General features: G+C 68.4%; 20 protein-coding genes. 5 read left to right on the forward strand and 15 right to left on the reverse strand.

All coding sequences use genetic code 11. The features are described 5' to 3' along the window. Positions 1-28: 28 nt before the first annotated feature. The 15 genes from rpsQ to rpsL form a co-directional block, all read right to left on the reverse strand. On the reverse strand, positions 29-313 hold the full coding sequence (gene rpsQ, locus AB0J95_RS35700) for a 30S ribosomal protein S17 (protein WP_364768197.1): 285 nt from the start codon (positions 311-313) through the stop codon (positions 29-31). Further along, positions 310-552: a 50S ribosomal protein L29 gene (rpmC, locus tag AB0J95_RS35705; RefSeq protein WP_364768200.1), complete on the reverse strand. Its 243-nt coding sequence runs from the start codon at positions 550-552 to the stop codon at positions 310-312. Before rpmC ends, rpsQ begins: the two co-directional genes overlap by 4 nt. Next, complete coding sequence (gene rplP, locus AB0J95_RS35710) at positions 552-971, reverse strand: 50S ribosomal protein L16 (RefSeq protein WP_364768203.1); 420 nt, start codon at positions 969-971, stop codon at positions 552-554. Before rplP ends, rpmC begins: the two co-directional genes overlap by 1 nt. A gap of 3 nt (positions 972-974) precedes the next feature. Next, positions 975-1,805 carry a 30S ribosomal protein S3 gene (gene rpsC, locus AB0J95_RS35715; protein ID WP_364768206.1) on the reverse strand — a complete coding sequence of 277 codons (831 nt, stop codon included), beginning with the start codon at positions 1,803-1,805 and terminating at the stop codon, positions 975-977. Then, positions 1,805-2,257 carry a 50S ribosomal protein L22 gene (rplV, locus tag AB0J95_RS35720; protein WP_364768209.1) on the reverse strand — a complete coding sequence of 151 codons (453 nt, stop codon included), beginning with the start codon at positions 2,255-2,257 and terminating at the stop codon, positions 1,805-1,807. The genes rpsC and rplV overlap by 1 nt, the downstream gene beginning before the upstream one ends. A 40-nt stretch (positions 2,258-2,297) precedes the next feature. Continuing rightward, on the reverse strand, positions 2,298-2,579 hold the full coding sequence (gene rpsS, locus AB0J95_RS35725) for a 30S ribosomal protein S19 (RefSeq protein WP_033384221.1): 282 nt from the start codon (positions 2,577-2,579) through the stop codon (positions 2,298-2,300). Between the two features lie 17 nt (positions 2,580-2,596). Continuing rightward, positions 2,597-3,430: a 50S ribosomal protein L2 gene (gene rplB / locus AB0J95_RS35730; protein WP_364768212.1), complete on the reverse strand. Its 834-nt coding sequence runs from the start codon at positions 3,428-3,430 to the stop codon at positions 2,597-2,599. Between the two features lie 21 nt (positions 3,431-3,451). Beyond that, entirely contained in the window at positions 3,452-3,751 is a 300-nt protein-coding gene (gene rplW / locus AB0J95_RS35735; protein WP_364768215.1) for a 50S ribosomal protein L23, read from the reverse strand. Then, positions 3,748-4,431 (reverse strand): 50S ribosomal protein L4, encoded by a 684-nt coding sequence (rplD, locus tag AB0J95_RS35740; RefSeq protein WP_364768218.1) that lies wholly within the window; start codon positions 4,429-4,431, stop codon positions 3,748-3,750. The genes rplW and rplD overlap by 4 nt, the downstream gene beginning before the upstream one ends. 2 nt (positions 4,432-4,433) lie before the next feature. Beyond that, entirely contained in the window at positions 4,434-5,084 is a 651-nt protein-coding gene (rplC, locus tag AB0J95_RS35745; protein WP_364768221.1) for a 50S ribosomal protein L3, read from the reverse strand. A gap of 39 nt (positions 5,085-5,123) precedes the next feature. Further along, positions 5,124-5,429: a 30S ribosomal protein S10 gene (gene rpsJ, locus AB0J95_RS35750; RefSeq protein WP_003938093.1), complete on the reverse strand. Its 306-nt coding sequence runs from the start codon at positions 5,427-5,429 to the stop codon at positions 5,124-5,126. Between the two features lie 389 nt (positions 5,430-5,818). Then, positions 5,819-7,012 carry an elongation factor Tu gene (gene tuf / locus AB0J95_RS35755; protein WP_364768224.1) on the reverse strand — a complete coding sequence of 398 codons (1,194 nt, stop codon included), beginning with the start codon at positions 7,010-7,012 and terminating at the stop codon, positions 5,819-5,821. Positions 7,013-7,155: 143 nt separating this feature from the next. Next, positions 7,156-9,255 carry an elongation factor G gene (gene fusA, locus AB0J95_RS35760; protein WP_364768227.1) on the reverse strand — a complete coding sequence of 700 codons (2,100 nt, stop codon included), beginning with the start codon at positions 9,253-9,255 and terminating at the stop codon, positions 7,156-7,158. Between the two features lie 42 nt (positions 9,256-9,297). Continuing rightward, entirely contained in the window at positions 9,298-9,768 is a 471-nt protein-coding gene (gene rpsG / locus AB0J95_RS35765; protein ID WP_364768230.1) for a 30S ribosomal protein S7, read from the reverse strand. 1 nt (position 9,769) lies between these two features. After that, positions 9,770-10,144 (reverse strand): 30S ribosomal protein S12, encoded by a 375-nt coding sequence (gene rpsL, locus AB0J95_RS35770; protein ID WP_025361387.1) that lies wholly within the window; start codon positions 10,142-10,144, stop codon positions 9,770-9,772. A 448-nt stretch (positions 10,145-10,592) separates the two neighbouring features. Here rpsL and AB0J95_RS35775 point away from each other — a divergent pair, with 448 nt between their 5' ends. The 5 genes from AB0J95_RS35775 to AB0J95_RS35795 are packed head-to-tail and all read left to right on the forward strand — an operon-like array spanning position 10,593 to position 22,733. Then, the gene (locus AB0J95_RS35775; protein ID WP_364768234.1) at positions 10,593-11,114 is read left to right on the forward strand and encodes a YbaB/EbfC family nucleoid-associated protein; all 522 of its coding nucleotides are present in this window, start codon (positions 10,593-10,595) and stop codon (positions 11,112-11,114) included. 20 nt (positions 11,115-11,134) lie between these two features. Beyond that, a complete protein-coding gene (locus AB0J95_RS35780) occupies positions 11,135-11,440 on the forward strand; it encodes a WXG100 family type VII secretion target (protein WP_364768237.1) in 306 nt (101 codons plus the stop codon). A 1-nt stretch (position 11,441) separates the two neighbouring features. Beyond that, a complete protein-coding gene (locus tag AB0J95_RS35785) occupies positions 11,442-20,246 on the forward strand; it encodes an ADP-ribosyltransferase domain-containing protein (RefSeq protein WP_364768240.1) in 8,805 nt (2,934 codons plus the stop codon). Then, the gene (locus AB0J95_RS35790) at positions 20,243-20,821 is read left to right on the forward strand and encodes a hypothetical protein (protein ID WP_364768243.1); all 579 of its coding nucleotides are present in this window, start codon (positions 20,243-20,245) and stop codon (positions 20,819-20,821) included. Before AB0J95_RS35785 ends, AB0J95_RS35790 begins: the two co-directional genes overlap by 4 nt. 58 nt (positions 20,822-20,879) lie before the next feature. Further along, positions 20,880-22,733, forward strand: a complete 1,854-nt coding sequence (locus AB0J95_RS35795; protein ID WP_364768245.1) for a hypothetical protein — start codon at positions 20,880-20,882, stop codon at positions 22,731-22,733. Position 22,734: the final 1 nt, after the last annotated feature.

Raw genomic sequence — 22,734 nt, forward strand, 5'->3', positions numbered from 1 at the left:
GGGGCCCGCCCCACCGCGGGGACTTTTCTTACTTGGCCTTCTCGAGGATCTCCACGAGCCGCCAGCGCTTGGTGGCCGACAGCGGGCGGGTCTCCATGAGCAGAACGCGGTCGCCGACGCCGGCGGTGTTCTCCTCGTCGTGCGCCTTCACCTTGGTGGTGGTGCGCAGGACCTTGCCGTACAGCGCGTGCTTCTTGCGGTCCTCGAGCTGGACGACAACGGTCTTGTCCATCTTGTCGGACACCACGTAGCCCTCGCGGACCTTGCGGCGGCCGCGCGGCTCGGCGGCGTCGTTCTTAACAGGCTCGGTCATGCGGCACCTTCATCCGTAACTGTCTCGTCAGGGGAAGCCGACAAGCCCAGTTCGCGCTCCCGCATCACTGTGTAGATCTTGGCGATGTCGCGGCGCACGGTCCGCAACCGGCGGTTGTTGTCCAGCTGCCCGGTCGCCATCTGGAAGCGCAGGTTGAACAGCTCTTCCTTGGCCTCGCGCAGGCGGAGCACCAGCTCCTCCTCGGTCAGCTCGCGCATCTCCGAAGCGGTCACTGCCATCAGAAGTCACCACCTTCACGCGTGACGATGCGGCACTTCATCGGCAGCTTGTGGATCGCGCGGCGCAGTGCCTCACGCGCCACCGCCTCGTTCGGGAAGCTCATCTCGAACAGCACGCGACCCGGCTTGACGTTGACCACCCAGTACTCGGGCGAGCCCTTACCGGAACCCATCCGGGTCTCGGCGGGCTTCTTGGTCAGCGGACGGTCCGGGAAGATCGGGATCCAGACCTTGCCACCACGGCGGATGTGCCGGTTGATGGCGATACGGGCGGACTCGATCTGCCGGTTGGTCACGTAGGACGGCTCCAGCGCCTGGATGCCGTACTCGCCGAAGTTGACCTTGGTGCCACCCTTGGCGGCGCCGTAGCGCTTCGGTGAGTGCTGCTTGCGGTGCTTGACCTTCCGTGGGATGAGCACGGCTCAGCCCTCCCCGTTTGCCGTGGCCTCGGGAGCCGCCGGAGCGGTCTCGGCCGGAGCCTGCGCGGCCTCGGCAGCGGCACGCCCTGCCTCGGTGCTGGTCGCGGTGGTGCCGGTGGCACCGGAACGACGAGCCCGGTTCGGACGCTCGCGGCGCGGGGCGCGCTCCTGCGTGGCGTTCTGGGCGGCGTCGTGCTGGCGGCGGCCGCCGACAACCTCGCCCTTGTAGATCCAGACCTTCACGCCGATGCGGCCGAAGGTGGTGCGGGCCTCGAAGAAGCCGTAGTCGATGTCCGCGCGCAGCGTGTGCAGCGGGACGCGACCCTCGCGGTAGTGCTCCGAGCGGGACATCTCGGCGCCGCCGAGACGGCCACCGCACTGCACCCGGATGCCCTTGACCTGCGGCGAGCGCATGGCCGACTGGATGGCCTTGCGCATCGCGCGCCGGAAGGCGACGCGGTTGGACAGCTGCTCGGCGACGGCCTGGGCCACCAGCTGGGCATCCGACTCGGGGTTCTTGACCTCGAGGATGTTCAGCTGGACCTGCTTCTTGGTGAGCTTCTCCAGCTCACCGCGAATGCGGTCGGCCTCGGCGCCGCGGCGGCCGATGACAATGCCCGGACGCGCGGTGTGGATGTCCACCCGCACGCGGTCACGGGTCCGCTCGATCTCCACCTTGGAGATGCCCGCGCGCTCCATGCCCTTGGACAGCAGCTTGCGGATCTTGACGTCCTCCGCCACGTACTCCGCGTACTGCTTGTCCGCGTACCAGCGGGACTTCCAGTCAGTGGTGATACCCAGGCGGAAGCCGTGCGGGTTGATCTTCTGACCCACTAGCTGGCACTTCCCTTCTCACTGGTCTCGGTCTTCTTCGCGGCGGCCTTGCGGGCCGGCTTCCGCGTCGCCGCGTCCTTCTTCGGGCGCGACTCCACCTCGACCGTGATGTGGCTGGTGCGCTTGCGGATGCGGTACGCACGGCCCTGCGCGCGCGGCCGGAACCGCTTGAGCGTCGGGCCCTCGTCCACATACGCGGCGCTCACCCAGAGGGTCTCCGGGTCGAGGCTGAGGTTGTTCTCGGCGTTGGCCATGGCGCTGGCGAGCACCTTCGCGACCGGACCGCTAGCGGCCTGGGGCGCGAACCGGAGCACGGCCAGGGCCTCGCTGGCGTTACGGCCCCTGATGAGCTCGATCACGCGGCGCGCCTTCATCGGCGTGGTGCGCACGTAGCGAGCCCGGGCCACGGCGCGAGGAAGCTCCTCCACCGTGGCCTCGTTACGGGCGTTCATCGCTGCTTACCCCTTGCTGGTTCGTGATCTGGCGCGCCGCTCAGCGGCGGCGGGACTTCCGGTCGTCCTTGATGTGGCCCTTGAAGGTCCGGGTCGGGGCGAACTCGCCCAGCTTGTGCCCGACCATGGCCTCCGAGACGAACACCGGGACGTGCTTGCGGCCGTCGTGCACCGCGATCGTGTGACCCAGCATGTCCGGGATGATCGTGGAACGACGGGACCACGTCTTGATGACGGTCTTCTTACCGGACTCGTTCAGCGCGTCGACCTTCTTCAGCAGGTGGTCGTCAACGAACGGGCCCTTTTTCAGGCTACGCGGCATGGTTCACTCCCTCCTGCTCAGCGCTTCTTGCCGGTACGGCGGCGACGGACGATCATGCTGTCGCTCGCCTTGCGGCGACGGGTCCGGCCTTCGGGCTTACCGGCCGGGTTGACCGGGTGCCGACCACCGGAGGTCTTGCCTTCACCACCACCGTGCGGGTGGTCGACCGGGTTCATGGCCACACCGCGGACGGTCGGACGCTTGCCCTTCCACCGCATCCGGCCTGCCTTGCCCCAGTTGATGTTCGCCTGCTCCGCGTTGCCGACGGCACCGATGGTGGCGCGGCAGCGGACGTCGACGTTGCGGATCTCACCGGACGGCATGCGCAGCTGCGCCAGCGCGCCCTCACGGGCGACCAGCTGCACGCTCGCACCGGCCGACCGGGCGATCTTGGCGCCGCCACCGGGCCGCAGCTCGATGGCGTGGATCACGGTGCCCACCGGGATGTTGCGCAGCGGCAGGTTGTTGCCCGGCTTGATGTCGGCCTTGGGGCCGTTCTCGATCGGGTCGCCCTGGCGCAGCTTGTCCGGCGCGATGATGTAGCGCTTCTCGCCGTCCGCGTAGTGCAGCAGCGCGATGCGGGCGGTGCGGTTCGGGTCGTACTCGATGTGTGCGACCTTGGCCGGCACGCCGTCCTTGTCGTTGCGCCGGAAGTCGATCAGCCGGTACGCGCGCTTGTGACCGCCACCCTTGTGCCGGGTGGTGATCTTGCCGTGCGCGTTGCGGCCGCCCTTCTTGTTCAGCGGACGGACCAGCGACTTCTCCGGGTGGTCCCGGGTGATCTCGGCGAAGTCCGAGACGCTGGAGCCACGACGGCCCGGCGTCGTCGGCTTGTACTTGCGGATGCCCATCTCTTCGAGTTCCTCGTTCCCTTAGGCGGCCGGGCCGCCGAAGATCTCGATCGGCTTGCTGTCGGCGGAGATCGTGACGATGGCGCGCTTGGTGTCCTTGCGCTTGCCGTAGCCGGTGCGGGTGCGCTTGCGCTTGCCCTGCCGGTTCAGCGTGTTCACGCTGATCACCTTGACGCCGAACACCTTCTCGACGGCGATCTTGATGGCCGTCTTGTTCGCGTCCGGGGACACGACGAAGGTGTACTTGTTCTCCTCGAGCAGCCCGTAGGACTTCTCGGAGATGACCGGCGCGCGCAGGATGTCGCGGGGGTCGGGAATCACTTGTCCTCCTCCTCGACCTCACTCGACCGAGCGGTGGCCTTGGCGGAGCGGCCGCTGATCGGGCCGGCGACGAAGGCCTCGTAGGCGTCCTTGGTGAACACCACGGCGAAGTTGTTGATCACGTCGTAGGTGTTCAGCTGGTCCGGCCACAGCACGTGGACGTTGTCCAGGTTGCGCACCGACAGCAGGTTCAGCTCGTCGTCCCGGTTGAGCACGACCAGCACGCGCCTGGCGTCGGTCAGCGCGGCCAGGGCCTTGCGGGCGTCCTTGGTGGACGGCGTCTCGCCGGTCACCAGCGAGGACACGATGAACAGCTGCTCGTCACGGGCCCGGTCGGACAGGGCACCGCGCAGGGCGGCGGCCTTCATCTTCTTCGGGGTCCGCTGGGAGTAGTCGCGGGGAGTGGGGCCGTGCACGACGCCACCGCCGACGAACTGCGGCGCCCGGGTCGAACCCTGGCGGGCGCGGCCGGTGCCCTTCTGGCGGTACGGCTTCTTGCCACCACCGCGAACCTCGCCGCGGGTCTTGGTGTCGTGTGTGCCCTGGCGGGCGGCGGCCTGCTGGGCCACGACGACCTGGTGGATCAGCGGGATGTTCGCCTGGACATCGAAGACGGCCGCGGGCAGCTCGACGCTGCCATCGGTCTTGCCGTCCGGGGTGCGAACGTCAACGCTGGTCATCTTCACGCACCACCCTTCGCGGCACTCTTGAGGAACACGAGGCCGCCCTTGGGGCCGGGCACCGCGCCCTTGATCAGGATCAGACCGGACTCGGCGTCGACCCGGTGCACGGTCAGGTTCTGGGTGGTCACCTTGACGTGACCCATCCGGCCGGCCATGCGCAGGCCCTTGAACACGCGGCCCGGGGTGGCGCAGCCGCCGATCGAGCCCGGGGAGCGGTGCTTGCGCTGGGTGCCGTGCGAGGCGCTCAGGCCCTTGAAGCCGTGGCGCTTCATCACACCGGCGTAGCCCTTGCCCTTGCTGGTGCCGGTCACGTCGATCTCGGTGCCCGCCTCGAACACCTCGGCGGTGATCTCCTGGCCGACCGTGTACTCGCCGGCGTCGGTGGTCCGCAGCTCGGCGAGGTAGCGCCGAGGGGTCACACCGGCCTTGCTGAAGTGCCCGGTCTCGGGCTTGTTGACCTTGCGCGGGTCGATGGCGCCGAAGGCCAGTTGCACCGCGACGTAGCCGTCGGTCTCCTGGGTGCGAACCTGGGTCACCACGTTCGGCCCGGCCTGGACGACGGTCACCGGGACGACCCGGTTGGCCTCGTCGAAGACCTGGGTCATACCGAGCTTGGTGCCCAGAATGCCCTTCACTTGCCTGTCAGACATGGTCTCGTTCTCTCCGCTGCGTTTCTCGCGCGCAGGCGCTTACTGGATGTTGACGTCGACGCTGGCCGGCAGGTCGATGCGCATGAGCGCGTCGACCGTCTTCGGCGTCGGGTCGAGGATGTCGATCAGACGCTTGTGCGTGCGCATCTCGAAGTGCTCGCGCGAGTCCTTGTACTTGTGCGGCGAGCGGATGACGCAGTAGACGTTCTTCTCGGTCGGCAGCGGCACCGGCCCGACGACCCGGGCGCCGGTACGCGTCACGGTCTCGACGATCTTGCGCGCGGAGGCGTCGATCGCCTCGTGGTCGTAGGCCTTGAGCCGGATGCGGATCTTCTGTCCCGCCATGGTGGCTTTGCCGTTCCTTCCGTGATGTCCCTTGTCAGAGCTCTGACCGGCCAGGATGGCCGATCTGGAGACTCCGCTCCCCTGTTCACAAGTCATGGTCCCCGGTCCACGAGGTCGGGCGTGTCGCCGTAACACTCACAGACCGGTCCCACTGTCGTTTTCGTCCTCGCGGGGAGAACCTGACGTCTGTGGGACGGGCGGCCGGAAGCTCAACAGAATTCCCGGCATAACCCTTGGTTGTCCAACGTGGCGGTGTTCTAGCTCCACCGCCCTCGCGCGGAGGCGGCCGGTTTCCGCGAGGAAACCCGGCCGCCCCACGACGAGCAACTTATACAGGATGCCATACCGAAATATGGCGTCCAAATCGGGGTCCGAAAATCGGACCTAGATCACTTGATGATCTTGGTCAGCGTTCCGGCGCCCACGGTCCGGCCACCCTCACGGATGGTGAACCGCATGCCCTCGTCCATCACGATCGGCTGGATCAGCTGGACGGACATCTTGGTGTCGTCGCCCGGCATGACCATCTCGGTGCCCTCGGGGAGGGTCACGACGCCGGTCACGTCGGTGGTGCGGAAGTAGAACTGCGGCCGGTAGTTCTGGAAGAACGGCGTGTGCCGGCCACCCTCGTCCTTGGACAGGATGTAGACCTGCGCCTCGAACTCGGTGTGCGGGGTGGAGGTGCCGGGCTTGGCCACGACCATGCCGCGCTCGACGTCCTCGCGCTTGACACCGCGGACCAGCAGACCGACGTTGTCACCGGCCTGGCCCTGGTCGAGCAGCTTGCGGAACATCTCGACGCCGGTGACCGTCGTCTTGGTGGCCTTCTCCCGGATGCCCAGGATCTCGACCTCCTCGTTGACGTTGATCACGCCGCGCTCGATACGACCGGTGACGACGGTGCCACGACCGGTGATCGTGAAGACGTCCTCGATCGGCATCAGGAACGGACGGTCGGTCTCGCGGACCGGCTCCGGGATGTTCTCGTCGACGGCGTCGAGCAGCTCGAGCAGCTTGGCCGACCACTCGGGGTCACCCTCGAGGGCCTTCAGCGCCGAGACGCGGACCACGGGGACGTCGTCGCCCGGGAACTCGTACTCGGACAGCAGCTCGCGGACCTCGAGCTCGACGAGCTCGAGGATCTCCTCGTCGTCCACCATGTCGGACTTGTTCAGCGCGACGATGATGTACGGCACGCCGACCTGACGGGCGAGCAGCACGTGCTCCTTCGTCTGCGGCATCGGGCCGTCGGTAGCGGCGACCACCAGGATCGCGCCGTCCATCTGGGCGGCACCGGTGATCATGTTCTTGATGTAGTCAGCGTGACCCGGGCAGTCGACGTGCGCGTAGTGCCGCTTCTCGGTCTGGTACTCGATGTGAGCGATCGAGATGGTGATACCGCGCTGCTTCTCCTCCGGCGCCTTGTCGATCTCGTCGAACGGCGTGAAGGGGTTGAGGTCCGGGTACTTGTCGTGCAGGACCTTGGAGATGGCCGCGGTAAGCGTCGTCTTGCCGTGGTCGATGTGACCGACGGTGCCGATGTTGACGTGCGGCTTGGTCCGCTCGAACTTCGCCTTCGCCACTGGATTGTCCTCCTGGACTTGTTCTTATCCGATGGGGCGAAACAATAGATTTCGCCTCGCCCCGCCGGCTCATCAGGGTCGGTTGTGCGGACCCCGGGGGAACCCCGGAGAGCCCACACGTTGTGTGGTGCTCCGGTGAGGGGTTATTCCCCCGTCGCCTTTGCGATGATCTCCTTCGCGACGTTCGTGGGAACCTCGGCGTAGGAGTCGAACTGCATGGAGTAGTTCGCGCGGCCCTGGGTCCGAGACCGCAGGTCACCGACGTAGCCGAACATCTCCGACAGCGGAACGAGCGCCTTCACGACGCGCGTGCCACTGCGCTCCTCCATGGCCTGGATCTGGCCACGGCGGGAGTTCAGGTCACCGATGACGTCGCCCATGTAGTCCTCGGGCGTGGTCACCTCGACGGCCATCATCGGCTCGAGCAGCACCGGGTTGGCGCGCTTCGCGGCCTCCTTCAGCACCATCGAACCGGCGATCTTGAACGCCATCTCGGACGAGTCGACCTCGTGGTACGCACCGTCGAGCAGGGTCAGCTTGAGACCCACCAACGGGTAGCCCGCGAGCACGCCGTACTGCATGGCGTCCTGAGCACCCTGGTCGACCGACGGGATGTACTCGCGCGGGACGCGGCCACCGGTGACCTTGTTCTCGAACTCGTAGAGCGCGCCGTCCGTGGTGGCCAGCGGCTCCAGCTTGACGAGCACCTTGGCGAACTGGCCGGAACCACCGGTCTGCTTCTTGTGGGTGTACTCGACCTTGTCCACGGTGTTGCGGATGGTCTCGCGGTACGCCACCTGAGGCTTGCCGATGTTGGCCTCGACCTTGAACTCGCGGCGCATGCGGTCCACCAGGATGTCCAGGTGGAGCTCGCCCATGCCGGCGATGATCGTCTGGCCGGTGTCCTCGTCCAGCTTGACCTTGAAGGTGGGGTCCTCCTCGGCCAGCTTCTGGATCGCGGTGCCCAGCTTCTCCTGGTCGGCCTTGGTCTTCGGCTCGATGGCGACCTGGATGACCGGCTCCGGGAAGGTCATCGACTCCAGGATGATCGGGTTCTGCGGGTCGCAGAGCGTGTCACCCGTGGTGGTGTCCTTCAGGCCGATCGCCGCGTAGATGTGGCCGGCGATGGCCTCGGTGACCGGGTTCTCCTTGTTGGAGTGCATCTGGAAGAGCTTGCCGATGCGCTCCTTGCGCTCCTTGGTCGAGTTGATGACCTGGGCGCCGGAGGGGATCTGGCCGGAGTAGACCCGGATGTAGGTCAGCTTGCCGAAGAACGGGTGCGCGGCGATCTTGAACGCGAGCGCGGAGAACGGCTCGTCGACCGACGGCTTGCGCGTGGCGACCGTCTCGCCGTCCAGCAGCGTGCCCTCGACGGCCGGCACGTCCAGCGGGGACGGCAGGTAGTCGATGACCGCGTCCAGCATCGGCTGCACGCCCTTGTTCTTGAACGCCGAGCCGCACAGCACCGGGTAGGCCTCGCGGCCGATCACCAGCTTGCGGATGCCGGCCTTGATCTGCTCGATGGACAGCTCCCCGGAGTCGAGGTACTGCTCCATGAACTCGTCGTCGGTCTCGGCGACGGCCTCGACGAGCGCCTCGCGGTACTCGTTGGCCTTGTCCAGCAGGTCGGCCGGGATCTCCTCGATCGAGTAGTCCACGCCCTTGGTGACCTCGCCGCGCCAGGTCAGCGCGCGCATCTCAACCAGGTCGATGACGCCGATGAAGTCGTTCTCGGCGCCGATCGGCAGCTGGATCGGCAGCGGCTTGGCGCCCAGGCGCTCCGAGATGGTCCGCACGGTGAAGTAGAAGTCCGCACCGAGCTTGTCCATCTTGTTGACGAAGCAGATCCGGGGCACGTCGTACTTGTCGGCCTGCCGCCACACCTGCTCGGACTGCGGCTCGACGCCCTCCTTGCCGTCGAAGACGGCTACGGCGCCATCCAGCACGCGCAGGTTGCGCTCCACCTCGACGGTGAAGTCCACGTGGCCCGGCGTGTCGATGATGTTGATCTGGTTGTTGTTCCAGTACGTGGTGGTAGCGGCGGAGGTGATGGTGATACCACGCTCCTGCTCCTGCTCCATCCAGTCCATCGTCGCGGCACCGTCGTGCACTTCGCCGATCTTGTAGTTGATCCCCGTGTAGAAGAGGATCCGCTCGGTCGTCGTGGTTTTGCCCGCGTCGATGTGCGCCATGATCCCGATGTTGCGGACCTTGGCAAGGTCGGTGAGCACTTCGAGTGCCACGAGAATCTTCCCCTGTCTTGCAGAGCTCGAGACTGGTCTACGTCACCAGCGGTAGTGGGCGAAGGCCTTGTTCGACTCGGCCATCTTGTGCGTGTCCTCGCGCCGCTTGACGCTGGCGCCGAGACCGTTGCTCGCGTCGAGCAGCTCGTTCATCAGCCGCTCCACCATGGTCTTCTCCCGGCGGCTGCGGGAGTAGCTGACCAGCCAGCGCAGCGCCAGCGTGGTGCTGCGGCCCGGCTTGACCTCGATCGGCACCTGGTAGGTGGCGCCACCGACGCGGCGGCTCTTCACCTCGATGGTGGGCTTCACGTTGTCCAGCGCGCGCTTGAGCGTGACCACCGGGTCGGTGCTGGTCTTCTCGCGGGCGCCCTCGAGGGCGCCGTAGACGATCTTCTCCGCGACGGAGCGCTTGCCGTCCCGCAGCACCTTGTTGATCAGCTGCGTGACCAGCGGCGAGCTGTAGACCGGGTCGGAGATCAGCGGCCGCTTCGGGGCCGGTCCCTTGCGGGGCATGTCAGCTCTTCTCCTTCTTCGCGCCGTAGCGGCTGCGCGCCTGCTTGCGGTTCTTCACGCCCTGCGTGTCCAGCGAGCCACGGATGATCTTGTAGCGAACACCGGGGAGGTCCTTCACACGACCGCCACGCACGAGCACCATCGAGTGCTCCTGGAGGTTGTGACCCTCACCGGGGATGTAGGCGGTGACCTCGATGCCGCTGGTCAACTTCACACGGGCGACCTTGCGCAGCGCCGAGTTCGGCTTCTTCGGAGTGGTGGTGTACACGCGTGTGCACACACCGCGCCGCTGCGGGCTCCCCTTGAGCGCCGCGGTCTTGGTCTTGGCGACCTTGTCCTGGCGGCCCTTTCGGACCAGCTGCTGGATCGTGGGCATGGACCGGCTTTCTCTACGACTGCATCTACTTGGCGTTGTCCCTGGTTACAGCGCTTCCGCCCTGGCCCCGCCGTAACCCGAGGTCGGGCGTGTCGCCTGCCTCGTACGGCCCGTGCGGGACTGCGCCACCTGAACAACTGCGGCATCCCAACGGGGTTTGGGAGGACTCCGACGTGCGACCCGAGGCTTTCACACACTCGATGGCACACGGAGCGGCCCGACATCAGTCGGGCACGGTTAGCAAAGATACCCGGCCTGATCGCCGGATCAAAACCGGGGCCCCCTGACCAAGTGCGCGATGGCGTTTGCCCAGGCCGAGGGGGTGGGTCACGAGATCGTCACGGCGGGCGACACCGCACAGCACTGTACGCAAAACCACCCGGACTGTCAGACCGCCCGGGTACATTCCGTCACGACAGAGGACCCGACAAGCCGGGGGGCGAGGGGTTTGTCCGCACCGGACGACGAGTACGCGCAGCTGGCCGCGCGCAACGCCGCCATGCGCAGCCAGGTCGACGACATGATGGCCGACCTGCGGCGGCGCACGGAGGAGCTCAAAGAGGCCCAGGAGCGGATGGCCCAGCTGACCGGCGAGGCCAGCTCCGCCGACGGGATCGTGACCGCCCAGGTGGACCGGACCGGGCTGCTCACCTCGCTGACGCTGTCCTCGCGCGCGTTCGACCGCGGTACCCCCGAGCAGCTGGCGGCCGAGATCACCAGGGTGGTCCGCAAGGCCGCGGCGAGCGTGCGGGTCGAGGTGACCCGTGAGGTCCAGGCACTGACCCCCGGCGAGGACATGGTCGACCTGCCGGACCTCGTGCCGGGCGCCCCCTCGCTGCGTGAACTGTTCAAAGTGGACCTGCCGGAAGAGGACGAGGAAGAGCCCGAGGGCGACGTCGCGGACGACGACTACTACGCCAACCAGAAGATGTGGAACCGCGACGAGCCGCAGAGGCCGAACGAATGGTGACATCGGGCTCGGGGTCGCCGATGGAGATGGACCCGGACGGCGTCCGGGCGGGCGCGGGCAGGCTGCGGCCGGCCGGCACCGAGTTCCAGGGCAAGGCGGCCGCGTTGCTGCGCAAACTCCAGGCCGAGGGCCCCTGCTGGGGTGACGACGAGACCGGGCAAGCGTTTGCGAAGGACTACGTCCCGGCCGCGGACGCGATCAGCCAGGCAGTGTCCGATGTGGCCAACGCCCTGGTCCAGATCGCCGACAACCTCAAGACCCAGGCCGACCGGACCCAGCAGACCGACCAGGGCGCGGCGCAGACCTTCAAGAACCAGCAGGTCTGACATGGGCATCGAGGTTCCGGAGTTCGTCAAGACCATCTCGCCATGGGTGCTGGGCTCCGACTGGCCGAAGGGTGACGAGACGGCGGTCCTGCGCCTCGCCGACGCCTGGGACCAGGCCGCCCGCGACGTCGAGTCGGCGATGACCGCGGCCACCTCGGCGGTCCGCGACGCCCGCAGCCACATGGAAGGCGACGCGGCCAAGGCCTTCGACGAGTTCTGGGCGAAGTTCGTCAACGGCGAGGACGCGGCGTTCCCCCAGCTGAAATCCGGCTCCGAGCAGCTCGCCAAGGCCTGCCGCAACTGCGCCATGGAGATCGAGTACGCCAAGCTCTCGATCATCGCGTCGCTGATCGCCCTGGTCATCCAGATCGCCGCGATGATCGCCGCCGCGTTCGCCACCTTCGGCGCCTCCACGGCCGGTATCCCGGTCGCGCAGATGGGCTGCCGCCAGGTGATCATGACGATCATCCGCAGGCTGATCAAGGCGGTCGGCGACCAGGCGGGCAAGAGCCTGCTGCGCAGGCTGGCGGTGGGCGTGGCCACCGAGGTCGCCTCGAACGTGGCCATCGACGGGGCCGTGCAGCTGTTCCAGATGGCGGAGGGCACCCGGCAGGACTTCGACGTCAGCAAGACCCTGGACGCGGCCAAGTCCGGGGCGATCTCGGGTGTGGTCGGCGTCGGGGTCGCGGCCGGGATGGGCAAGACCTTCGGCAAGGTGCTCGGCGAAGAGGGCAGCCACATCGCCGCCGACGTGGCCGAGGGCGGGCTGGGCAAGGCGCTGCCCGGTATCGGCAAGGCCATGGTCCGCGAGGGCATCGAGGAAGGCGTCACCGGCGCCGCGTCGACCGCGGTCGAGGGCGCCATGTCGGGGAACTTCAGCCTGGAGGACGTGGCCAAGGGCGCCACCTCCGGTGCCGTCAGCGGCGCCTTCGAGGGCGGCAAGGGCCACATCTCGGACATCCACACGGCGAAGACCACGGTCCCGGACGTCAACAGCGGCACGAACATCACCAGCCGCATGGACCCCACCGGGTCTACTCAGGACAACACCGAGAACCCGTCGGCGTCTTCTGCCTCGACGTCCTCCTCGTCGCCCTCGCCTTCGTCCTCGTCCTCCGCGTCGTCGCCGGAGTCCACTCCGGACCCGCGTCCGTCCAAAGACGACTCGGTGGCCACCTCGGGCTTCGCCCCCGAACCACCCCCAGACACCCCCGCGCACAACCAACCGGCCGAGACCGCCACCCCAGGCGCCACGGCCAGCGCCCCCTCCGGTGCGGCGCCACCAAGCAATGCCGCACCGGCAGCCTCCAGCAGCGGGACACCCTCCAGCAGTGCGGCACCCTCCACCAGCGGCACCCAATCCTCTGGCGGCAGCCCCGCATCCAGCCCTGGCAACCCTGCATCCAGCTCCGGCAGCCCCGCATCCAGTCCCGGCAGCCCTGCGCCCAGTCCCGGCAGCCCTGCGCCCAGTCCCGGCAGCCCTGCGTCCAGCGCTGGCGGCCCGTCACCCACCAGCAACACCCCGTCTGCTGGCAGCCCAGCGTCCTCCGCGACTGGCACCGGCAGTCCCTCTCCCACCAGCAGCACTTCCTCTCCGGGTGGCAGCCCCGCATCCGGCTCCGGCAACCCGTCGTCGCCGACAACCGGCGCCACGCCCGCCACCACTTCGCACCCCGGCAGCAGTCCTGCGGGTCCCGGCAGTCCATCGCCCACCACCAGCGCAACACCTGCACCTTCGGTGGGCAGCACCCCGCATCCCAACGGCAGCCCCTCGTCCTCCGCCACCGGCCCCGGCAACCCGCCACCCACCAGCAGCACTCCATCTCCAGCTGGCAGCCCCGTATCCGCAGCAGCCGGTCCCGGCAATGCGCCGCCCACCAGCAGCGCAACACCGCCGCCTTCAGCTGGCAGCACCCCGCATCCCGGTGGCAGCCCGTCCTCCTCCGCCACCGGCTCCGGCGGCCCGTCACCCACCAGCGGCACATCGACCCCGGCGCCGTCACCCGCCAGCCACCCTCCAGCGCCTGTGGCAGGTACGCCTGGTCCCCCTACGCCATCCACGGGTGGTCTTAGTCCGCACACGACCGGCGGCCCCGCCAGGACGACCGGGCCGGAGGCGTCCCACAGAGACGAGCAGACCCGCCAGGATGTCAGTGCGCAGTCGGTAGCGCCCCCGCAGGGGCTTGCGGGTCCGCGCGGTCCACAAGAGACGCCGACGCGCCGCCCCGATGCCGCTGCGATGGGGGAAGGGCCGTCGCCTGTAGGGGATCCCGGTGGCCAACGGCCAAGCCCGTACCCGCGCGCAACGGCAACTCCCGCGCAGCCGGTTCACCGGAACGCACCTGACCAGTCGCCAAGGCCTCAGCCAAGCCCAGCAACACAACCACCCGGCGCTCCACCACGGTCCACAACGGACACAGGCCAGCGCCCCAGCCCACACCCCCGCTCGTCCGCTCAGGACACAGGCAACAGGCCGGGCCCACAGTCCACACCGGACGCCGGACAGTCCCGCACCACACCGGACCCCCGACGTCAGCCCGGCCCAGACCCCCGCGACACTCCGAGCATTGGACAACGCCCCAGTCCGGACTCTCGCATCCCGCCAGACCCCACCCGCAGGCCGGGACCAGACCCACGGAACACCCCCGCCGGTCCGGACTCCCGGGACACCCCAAGCGCCGGACACCAACCCGGTCCAGACTCCAGGACCACACCCGACCCCACCCGCCAGCCGGGGCGGGACACCGCGGGCACCGAACAACATCCCGGCCCCGCACCGGATTCCGCCCACCGGCCCAGCCCAGACCCCCGCGACACCCCCAGCGCCGAACGACGACCCGGCCCAGACTCCCAGGACACCACGGGCACCGGACATCCAGAGCCTGGTTCGCCGCATCAAGGTGATCCGCCGACGCCGGGTGGGCCTGCGACGGGGTTCGCTGGGGATGCACAGCCGCCGGCGGGGCACGAGCCTCGGCGCGCGCCGTTGCTGGACGATCCGGTCCGGATGCCGGAGCACCTCAAGGATCTGGAGCCGCTGATCCGGCGGACCCCGTCCGGCATCGTGTTCCACCAGCACAGCCACAACTTCCCGGCGTTCAGCCAGTCCGCCCAGCGGGTCGCGCACCCGACGCACTTCGTGGTCGACGGCCATGGCTCGGCCGATCGGATGGTCGCGGGTGAGCGGGGGATCAGCGCGCGGGAGACCGCTGAGGCGATCAAGGCCGCGGGCTGGGACGGTGAGCAGCCGGTTCTGCTCCTCGGCTGCCGGACCGGTGAGAAGGAAAACGGGTTCGCCGCGCAGGTGGCACGGGAGCTCGGCGGCAATGCCGAGGTCACCGCGCCCACCAAGGACGCGTGGACCGACGAGAACGGAAACGTGTTCGCCAGCTCGTCCATCCTGGACGGCAAGCGCACGGACTTCCGGCCCGGCTGGCCGCCCGACGGGGAGTGGGCGACCTTCAAGGCGGATGGCAGCCGGACACCGCACACCCAGCCGCATGCGCCGGGCACCACACCGGACTGGCGCAACATGCGCGAGGACGGTCCGCGCAACGCGCATCGCCGTGGTGAGCACATGCCGGGCACGGACATGGACCCGGAGAAGTTCTCCCCGCCCATCACCGACCGGCTGAACCCGTCCCAGCACGCGCAACCCGACCCACCGGACCCTGAACCGACCGTCCACAAGGACGACCTCAGCGACTTCGGCAAGTCGGAGCCCGCGCCACTGGCGCCCGCGGACGCCCCGCTGTTCTTCGAGAACAGTCACGACTTCCGCGCCACCCCCGACGATGTCGCCCAGATGCGGGCCGGGTACGGCGACGAGTTCTGGGACCGGGACGCGGAGAAGATCGACGAGATCATCGCGCGTAACCCGCACCTGCAGCACATCCCCAAGGACCAGTTGATCGCGTTGCGCGGGTACACCGCGCACCACTCGTTCGACGAGATCAACCGGGCACTGCGGGAGAACAACCTGCCTGTGCTGCAGAGCAAAGAAGCGATGATCAAGGTGGTGAACTCGGCGCTCAACCAGCTCCCGCCGTACCGGGGCCAGGTTGTGCGCGGGATCCGCACCAGGCACGGGGCGCTGCGTGCCGCCCTCTACGAGCAGGGCACGATCGTCACCGAACGGGCGTTCCTGAGCACCAGCAAACCGGGCCACAAACCCTTCCCCGGCCCGGTCGTGCTGTACGTCAACTCGCTCACCGGCCGCGACATCTCGATGGTGTCGCACAATCCCGGTGAGGGCGAGGTGCTGTTCCCGAGCGGCACGCAGTTCAAGGTCATCGGCCGCGGTGGCCCGGACGCCAACGGCGTGTACCACATCCAGCTGCAGGAAGTCCCTGCCGCAGCGGCACACCAGCCGTCAGGCCAACACCAGGTCCCGAGTCCTTACCAACCTCCACGTGGCCAGTCGACGACGCAAGGCACGGACCAGCGTCAGCCCGGTCGGCCGTCCTACCAGCCCAGGCCGCAACCGGGGTATCCGCAGGCGCAACCGGCCCAGCACCAATACCAGCCACAGCAAGGTCTTCAGCAGCAGCCGGGACAGCAAGGCCAGTACCAGCAAGGCAACCAGGTTCCATCCGGCCAGCAGTACCAGCCCCAGCAAGGCAACCAGCCGACATACGGGCAGCAGCCCGGCGGCCAGTACTCGCAGCAGGCTCAACGCCCCTGGCCGGGAAACCAGCCTCCCACCCAGGTACCGCCTGCCCAGCAACGCCCACCCGCACCGCAGACCGGACAGCCGCAGCAGCAACAAGGCCAACCCCAAGCAGGACAACCACAGGGCCGACCTCAGGCAGGACAACCGCAGCAACAGCCAGGTCAGCCTCAGCAACAGGGTCAGCCTCAGCCAGGCCACCCGCAGCAGGGGCAACCGCAACCGGGCCAACCCCTAGCGGGACAGCCGCAGCAACAGCCTGGTCAGCCGCAACCTGGCCAGCCTCAGTACGGGCAATCGCAACAACCAGGCCATCCCATGGCGGGACAGCCGCAACAACCAGGCCAACCTCTGGTGGGACAGCCGCAGCAGCTAGGGCAGCCCCAGCCTGGACAGCCGTATGGGCAGCCGCCGCAGGGCCTGCCTGGCCAGCAGGGGCAACAGCGCGTGCCCGGGCAGGGTCAGTTCCAGGGGCAACAGCCTCACCCGGGCCTGGGACAGCAACCTCCGCAGGGGCAGCAGGCACCGTCCTCGCACGACCGTCGGCTGCCGTATGGCCAGCAGCCACCTCCGCTCCGGCAGACCCAGCAAGGACAACACCGCGCCCAACAACCGTGGCAGAGCCCGCAAACACAACACCCACAGCACGGTGCTTTGGAACAACAGCGCGCTCAGCAGGGTGCTCCGGCCCAGCAGATGGGGCAGACACAAGGCGGTCCAGAACAACAGCGCGCCCAACAACCGCAACAGGGTCTGCGGACGCAGCCAGACGCCCAACAGTCCCAGCAGGGCGCGCAGGCACAGCAACGCACTCAACAGCCGCAGCAAGGCCCTCAGACCCAACAACCGTGGCAAGGTTCGCAGACCCAACGGCCAACGCAGGGTTCGCACGCACAGGACCCCACCCAGGGGCCGCACGCACAGCAACCCACCCAGGGGCCGCAGACACAGCATCCCACCCAGGGTTCGCAAGCACAGCAGCCCGTCCAACAGCCATGGCAAGGTTCGCACGCACAGCAACCCGCTCAGGGGTCGCAGACGCAGCACCCCATCCAGGGGTCCCAAGCACAGCAACCCACCCAACAGCCATGGCAGGGTTCGCAGGCGCAGCAGGGCACGCAGCAGCCCTGGCAGAGTCAGCCGGTTACGTCTCAGCAGCCGGTCGGCGAACCGCGGCAGCAGCCGTCCGCGCAGCAATACCAGGCCCAGCCGTACCAATCCCCACAACCGGGTGTCTACAGTGGACAGCGGCGGGATTGGGATGGCGGGCAGTCGTATCCGTCTGGGCTTTCCGGGCCGTGGCAGGGGCACTCGTTCGGGCCGACTGGGTCGGAGGGTCTTGCCGACACGGTCACTGGCTCGGACGAGCCCACCCTCGTCCACGCCCGTTACGACGCGCCTGTGGAGGTGCCGGGGACTGGTGATGCCGGTGCTCCTCGGCGGTTCGAGTCGGCGGTTGTCGAGCGGCCGCGGTCGGAGTCGCTCACCCCGTTGGGTGATGAGCTGACGCTTCCTCACACTGAGGGGGCGGACGATCGGTTCCTGCCGGATGATCTGCGGGGTCATCCGATGAACGCCATTCGCGACTATGTGTGGCGCAGCCCTGCGGGGATGGCTGTGTTTGATCGGCCTGGGTCGCGGGACCATGGTCAGTACGGGACTGCCAGTGGGGTCCGGAATGTCGACGGGCAGTTCGTGGTCGATCTGCACGGCAACGAGACCAGTACCCGTGCGGGTGGCACGCCGATCAGTCCCGAGCATCTGTGGAACATGATCGACGGCAATCCGTACTTCCCCAAGCATCCTCCGGCCGACATCGTGCTCACCGGGTGCAATACCGGGAAGCTGCCGGATGGGTTCGCCGCACGGCTCTCCGAGTTGTCCGGGCACCGGGTCATCGCGCCCACCACGGACTCGTGGGTGGACAACGAGGGCAACACGTTCGCGGCGGACAACATCTCCATCGACGACCACAACCCCAAGCCGAAGTGGCCGCCGAACGGGGCGTGGCGGGTCTTCGAGAACGGTCACACGGCCGACACCCTGCACCGGCCGTTCCCGCCCGGCCGCCCGCCGACCTGGGGCGGCGAACTGCCCGCAGAGGCACCCACCGCCTACATCCGCGGCGACGAACCGGCCGGCGCATCGGACCCAGCCATCCCGCACCAGCCAGACCCCGAGCACCAGCCGGATGCCGAGCACCAGCCCGACGCTCAGAACCAGCCGAACGTCGAGCACCAGCCGGATGTCCAGCACCAGCTCGACACCCAGCACGAAGCCGACACCCAACATCAGCCCGACGCCCAGACCCAGCCGGACGTCGAGCACCAGCCGGATGCCCAGCACCAGCCCGACACCCAGCACGAAGCCGACACCCAACATCAGCCCGACGCCCGGCACCAGGTGGATGCCGCGCCTCAACCGGAACACCGCGACGAGCCGCGACCGGCGTGGGACATCGACCCGGAGCCCCCGGCGAACATCCCGCACGAGTGGCCGTCCGACCCGGGCAACGGCTACGTGATCAAGCAGCGGGACCTGGACTTCATCGGGGTCACCGAAGACCAGGTGAGTGCCTGGATGGCGCGGGAGGCGCCGCTGGGTATGACCAGGGAGACCTACCGCGAGTGGCGGGTCGAGCTGCTGGAGGCGTTGCGCCGGGATGGGATCGACCCGAACCGGGTGGATATCCGGATGCGAGGTTCGGGGGCGGAGTTCTTCTCGGGTGTGCACAAGCCGTTGGACTGCGACGAGGTGCGCAACAGTCCCGAGGCCCAGGCGAAGCTGCGGGAGTGGCTGGGCGACGACCCGGACCGGCCCACGAGCCGCCCGTTCGACGCCATGCACAAGCTGGGTCTCGACGAGCCGAGTGACTTCGACCTGAACATCTCCTCGCGCGAGATGTTCGACCGGGCCGCGGCCGCGTACGACCCGGAAACCACCACCAAGCCGTTGACGAAGGACCACGGGTACCTGCTGAAGGAGCTGGTCGAGCGCGAGTACCCGCATCTGTTGCGGTGGAAGCAGGAATGGACCGCGCGCACCGGCCGGGACATGTCGTACGCCGTCTTCAACGAGGGCGGCCCGCTGGACATGTCGCACAAGGGCTTCTACGTGCACTTCCAGGACACGGACTGGATCGTGCAGCGGCCCGAAGGGGACCTGCCGCCCGGCGGTGGCGGTCAGCCGGCCGAGCCCGGCCCGGCCGACGCCGTGCCGCCGGAGTCGACGGCGCAGCGGGACTGGTCGCGGGACCTGAGCAGGGACATCGTCTACCAGGACGGCACCGTGACGCGGTCGGAGGAGGCGAAGACCAAGGTCATCCAGTCCGTCACCGACCGGATGACGGCGCCGCTCGACAAGTTGCTGCCCGCCGCCGCGGAGAAGCACGTGAACCCCGAGACGCTGCACCGCATCGGCGACGGCGACTACGTGCTCGCGATGCGCAACCCCGCGTATCCCTCGATGGGCGGTGAGCTGCTGCACCGCTCCGAGCTGGATCCGGAGAACCCGCGGCACGCCGCGGACCACCTGCGGCCGATGGACGATCCGGGGATCGAGCGGCTGCTCAGGGAGATGGCGGTCAGCGAGCTGATCATGTCCTGGGCACACGACTCGAACGGCACGAACGTCCGGTCGCTGGCGATCCAGGAGGCAGCGGTCGCCGAGTTCGGCCTGCGCCGCACGCAGGACTGGCGGATGAGCGACGAGCTCAGCGGCCGGGTCCAGGAGGAGGTCGCCGCGCACGGCGACGTGCACCGGGAACTGTTGCGGGTCCAGTACGAGCAGACCCAACGGGCGCTGGCCGAGCGGGGTGTCAACAACCTCGTCCTGTACCGCGGCTACTCGTGGAACCTGGACGAGCGTCCACAGTGGGCACTACAGCAACCAGGGACCGCCATGGAAATGCCGCCGCAGCGGCCGCTTTCGGCGTGGACCGGTGACCGCCAGGTGGCGGCGGACTGGCTGGAGAGCCACGAGCGGTTCGGCGTGATCATCGCCGCCCGCGTGCCCCGCGAAGCGATCCTGGCCTATCCACAGACCGGCATAGGCTGCCTGTGGCAGATCGAGTTCGTCGTGCTGGCCGGGACGGGATCGGCGACGCTGGACATCGTGCACGAGGTCGGAGACGCATGAGCAAGCGGAAACTACGGTTGGTGCTGAACCTGACCGGGCGGCTGGACCAGGAGGGGCTGACCGCCCTGCGCGAGCGGCTGGGGTTGCGGCGGGCCGGTCGGCTGACCGACCTGGAGGACGAGCAGTTCGGTTCGCGCGACTACCCCGACAACGGCAGCCCCGCAGCGAACATCGACTCAACGTCACTGACGCTGTGGCGGGACTCCGTCGATCACTGGCACTTCAGCGTGGACGCGCCCGAAGACGCCGACGTGCCGGACGAGGAGATCGCGAGGCTGGCCGACGAGGCCGCCGCGGCGGCCGGCTCCGTGGGGTTCTACGTGGCCGGACGCCGTACGTTCCCGGTCGAGAAGCGGCCCAGCTACGAGACCGAGTGGCGCAACGAGAACTGGCTGCGCACGACAGGCTGGGACCTGCCCGCGCGCACCCTGCGGGACCTGTGGCCGGTGCTCGGCCTGTCGGCTTCGGATCCGGACGAGGACAAACGGGCCGCGCTGGGCAGGTTCACCGCCTCGCCGACCTGGGAAGCGGCCCCGCCGGGGCTTCGCCGGGAAGCGGAGGAGTTCCTGCGATGACGGTCATTCTGGATGGACACCGCCCAGCACTGGGCCTTAGCGGAGGAAACGAAGTCTGATGGGGACCGCGGGGGAACCTACCGGCGATGAGGTCCGGACCAGCACCGCGCACCTGGTGATGCATCGCGGCCAGTTGTACGCGTACCGGACCACCGAGTCCGAGGGAGCCATCGACCTCGTCGCCCCGGCGGGGTCGACCCCGTCGAGTGAGTTCGAGCAGCTCGACGACGGCACCTTCGTCCTGCGGGCCGGGCTCGGCCTGCACGAGTCGATCTTCCAGTTCACCGTCCTCGGCATCGAGCATCCCGACCCGATGCAGGGCGTGCTGTCCGGTGAGCTGGTCGTGCAGCGGCGGACCCTGGCCGAGGTCACGCACGTCCGGCCCCAGTTCCCCATGGCGGTGAACGTCCGCGAGGAACCGCCGGTGCCGAACACCGACAGGCTGGTCACCGACCTGACCGTGGCGGTGGCCGGTGGCGCCCCCTCGGGCTGGCGGCGGGTCGAGATCGAGTGCGCGGCGGCGGGCCGGGAGATGACGCTGACCGCCAAGATGACGCTCGCGGACGGCACCGAGTCGTACTGGTCGCCGCCGGCGATCGTCGGCCAGTGGTTCCACCGGCTGCGGATGATGGCCTACCGCCCCGGCTACGGCTCCTGGTTCACCGCGAAGTACGCCGTGGACAGCGGTGCCCCGGCGACGATCGAATACGGCCACGACGAGCACCCGGGACTGTCCGCGGCCGACTACTTCGAGGATCTTCGTTACCTGCCAAGGAAAGCGAGCGCCATCCCGGACTGGCTGCGGGAGCGCGCGCTGCTCGGGTACGAGGATCTGCTCGGTGTCACGCCGCCCTACGCGCCGCCGGTACCGGCTCCGGAGAAGCCGTACTCCCTGGAGACCAGGCTGTTCGACGGCATGGACGCGCACAACCGCCCGTACCACTACCGCCCGGCCATCTCCGCGGCCGAGCAGGAGGCGCTGCTGTCCTACATGGACAACGGGTTCGTCGTGATGGCCTCGCGCGGCCTGGTGACCGACCTGCTGGACCCGGAGCGCAGGGACAACGTCCCGATGGCGTTCCTCACCGACGGCAAGTGGGTCTGGTCGGGTGCGGCCGCGTACTACCTGCGTACGTACCAGGTGCCACCGCCGCCGGACTTCGTCGACCACATCCGGTCACGCAACTACGAACTGCCGCGCTCGGTGACCCGCATCGCGATGGACCGGGCGAACTCGGTGGCGTGGGACCGGCCGGAGAACGAGGCGACGGTCAAGGACGACCTGGACCGCGCCCTGTACGTGGTGGCCGACTTCGCCATCCGCTACCAGATCAGCCGTCGCCGCTACAGCATCGGCAAGGTCCGCGACCAGGCCTGGTGCCTGCTCCGCGAGGGCGACCACTACGTGGCTTTCTGGTACTGGGAACGCGACGACCGCCGCGAGTTCGAGACCGTGTTCGACACGGCGTCGATGGCGTCGGTGTACCTCATCGGCCAGCTGTACCACAACTACCCGGACCTGCAGCGCGATCCCGGCGAGATCATGCAGTCGTGGGAGGTGCTGGCCCAGCCGACACCGCCCGACCCGCACCTGAGCTACTTCACCGAGTTGCACTACATCAACGTCGAGGACTTCGAAGCCGACGTGTTCGGCACCGACGAGACCGCGTACATCTACGCCGTGGGCACGCCGTTCGACCGGATCCTGCCGCCGGAGGGCGACATCTCCCCGGTGCCGCGGCGGATCCGGTTGAACGGCAAGTGGAACCTGGTCTCCTGTGTGCTGCCGCCGACCGAGCAGCAGCCGCACGGGGCGCAGGCGTACCTGTTGCCGCGCCGGATGTCGGCGTACCTGCCGGCCGGGCAGATCGTCGTGCTGTCCGAAGCCGCCGCGGGCCCGGAAGGCCAGTGAC

This window comes from Actinocrispum sp. NPDC049592, from assembly GCF_040675465.1.
Taxonomy (GTDB): Bacteria; Actinomycetota; Actinomycetes; order Mycobacteriales; family Pseudonocardiaceae; genus Kibdelosporangium.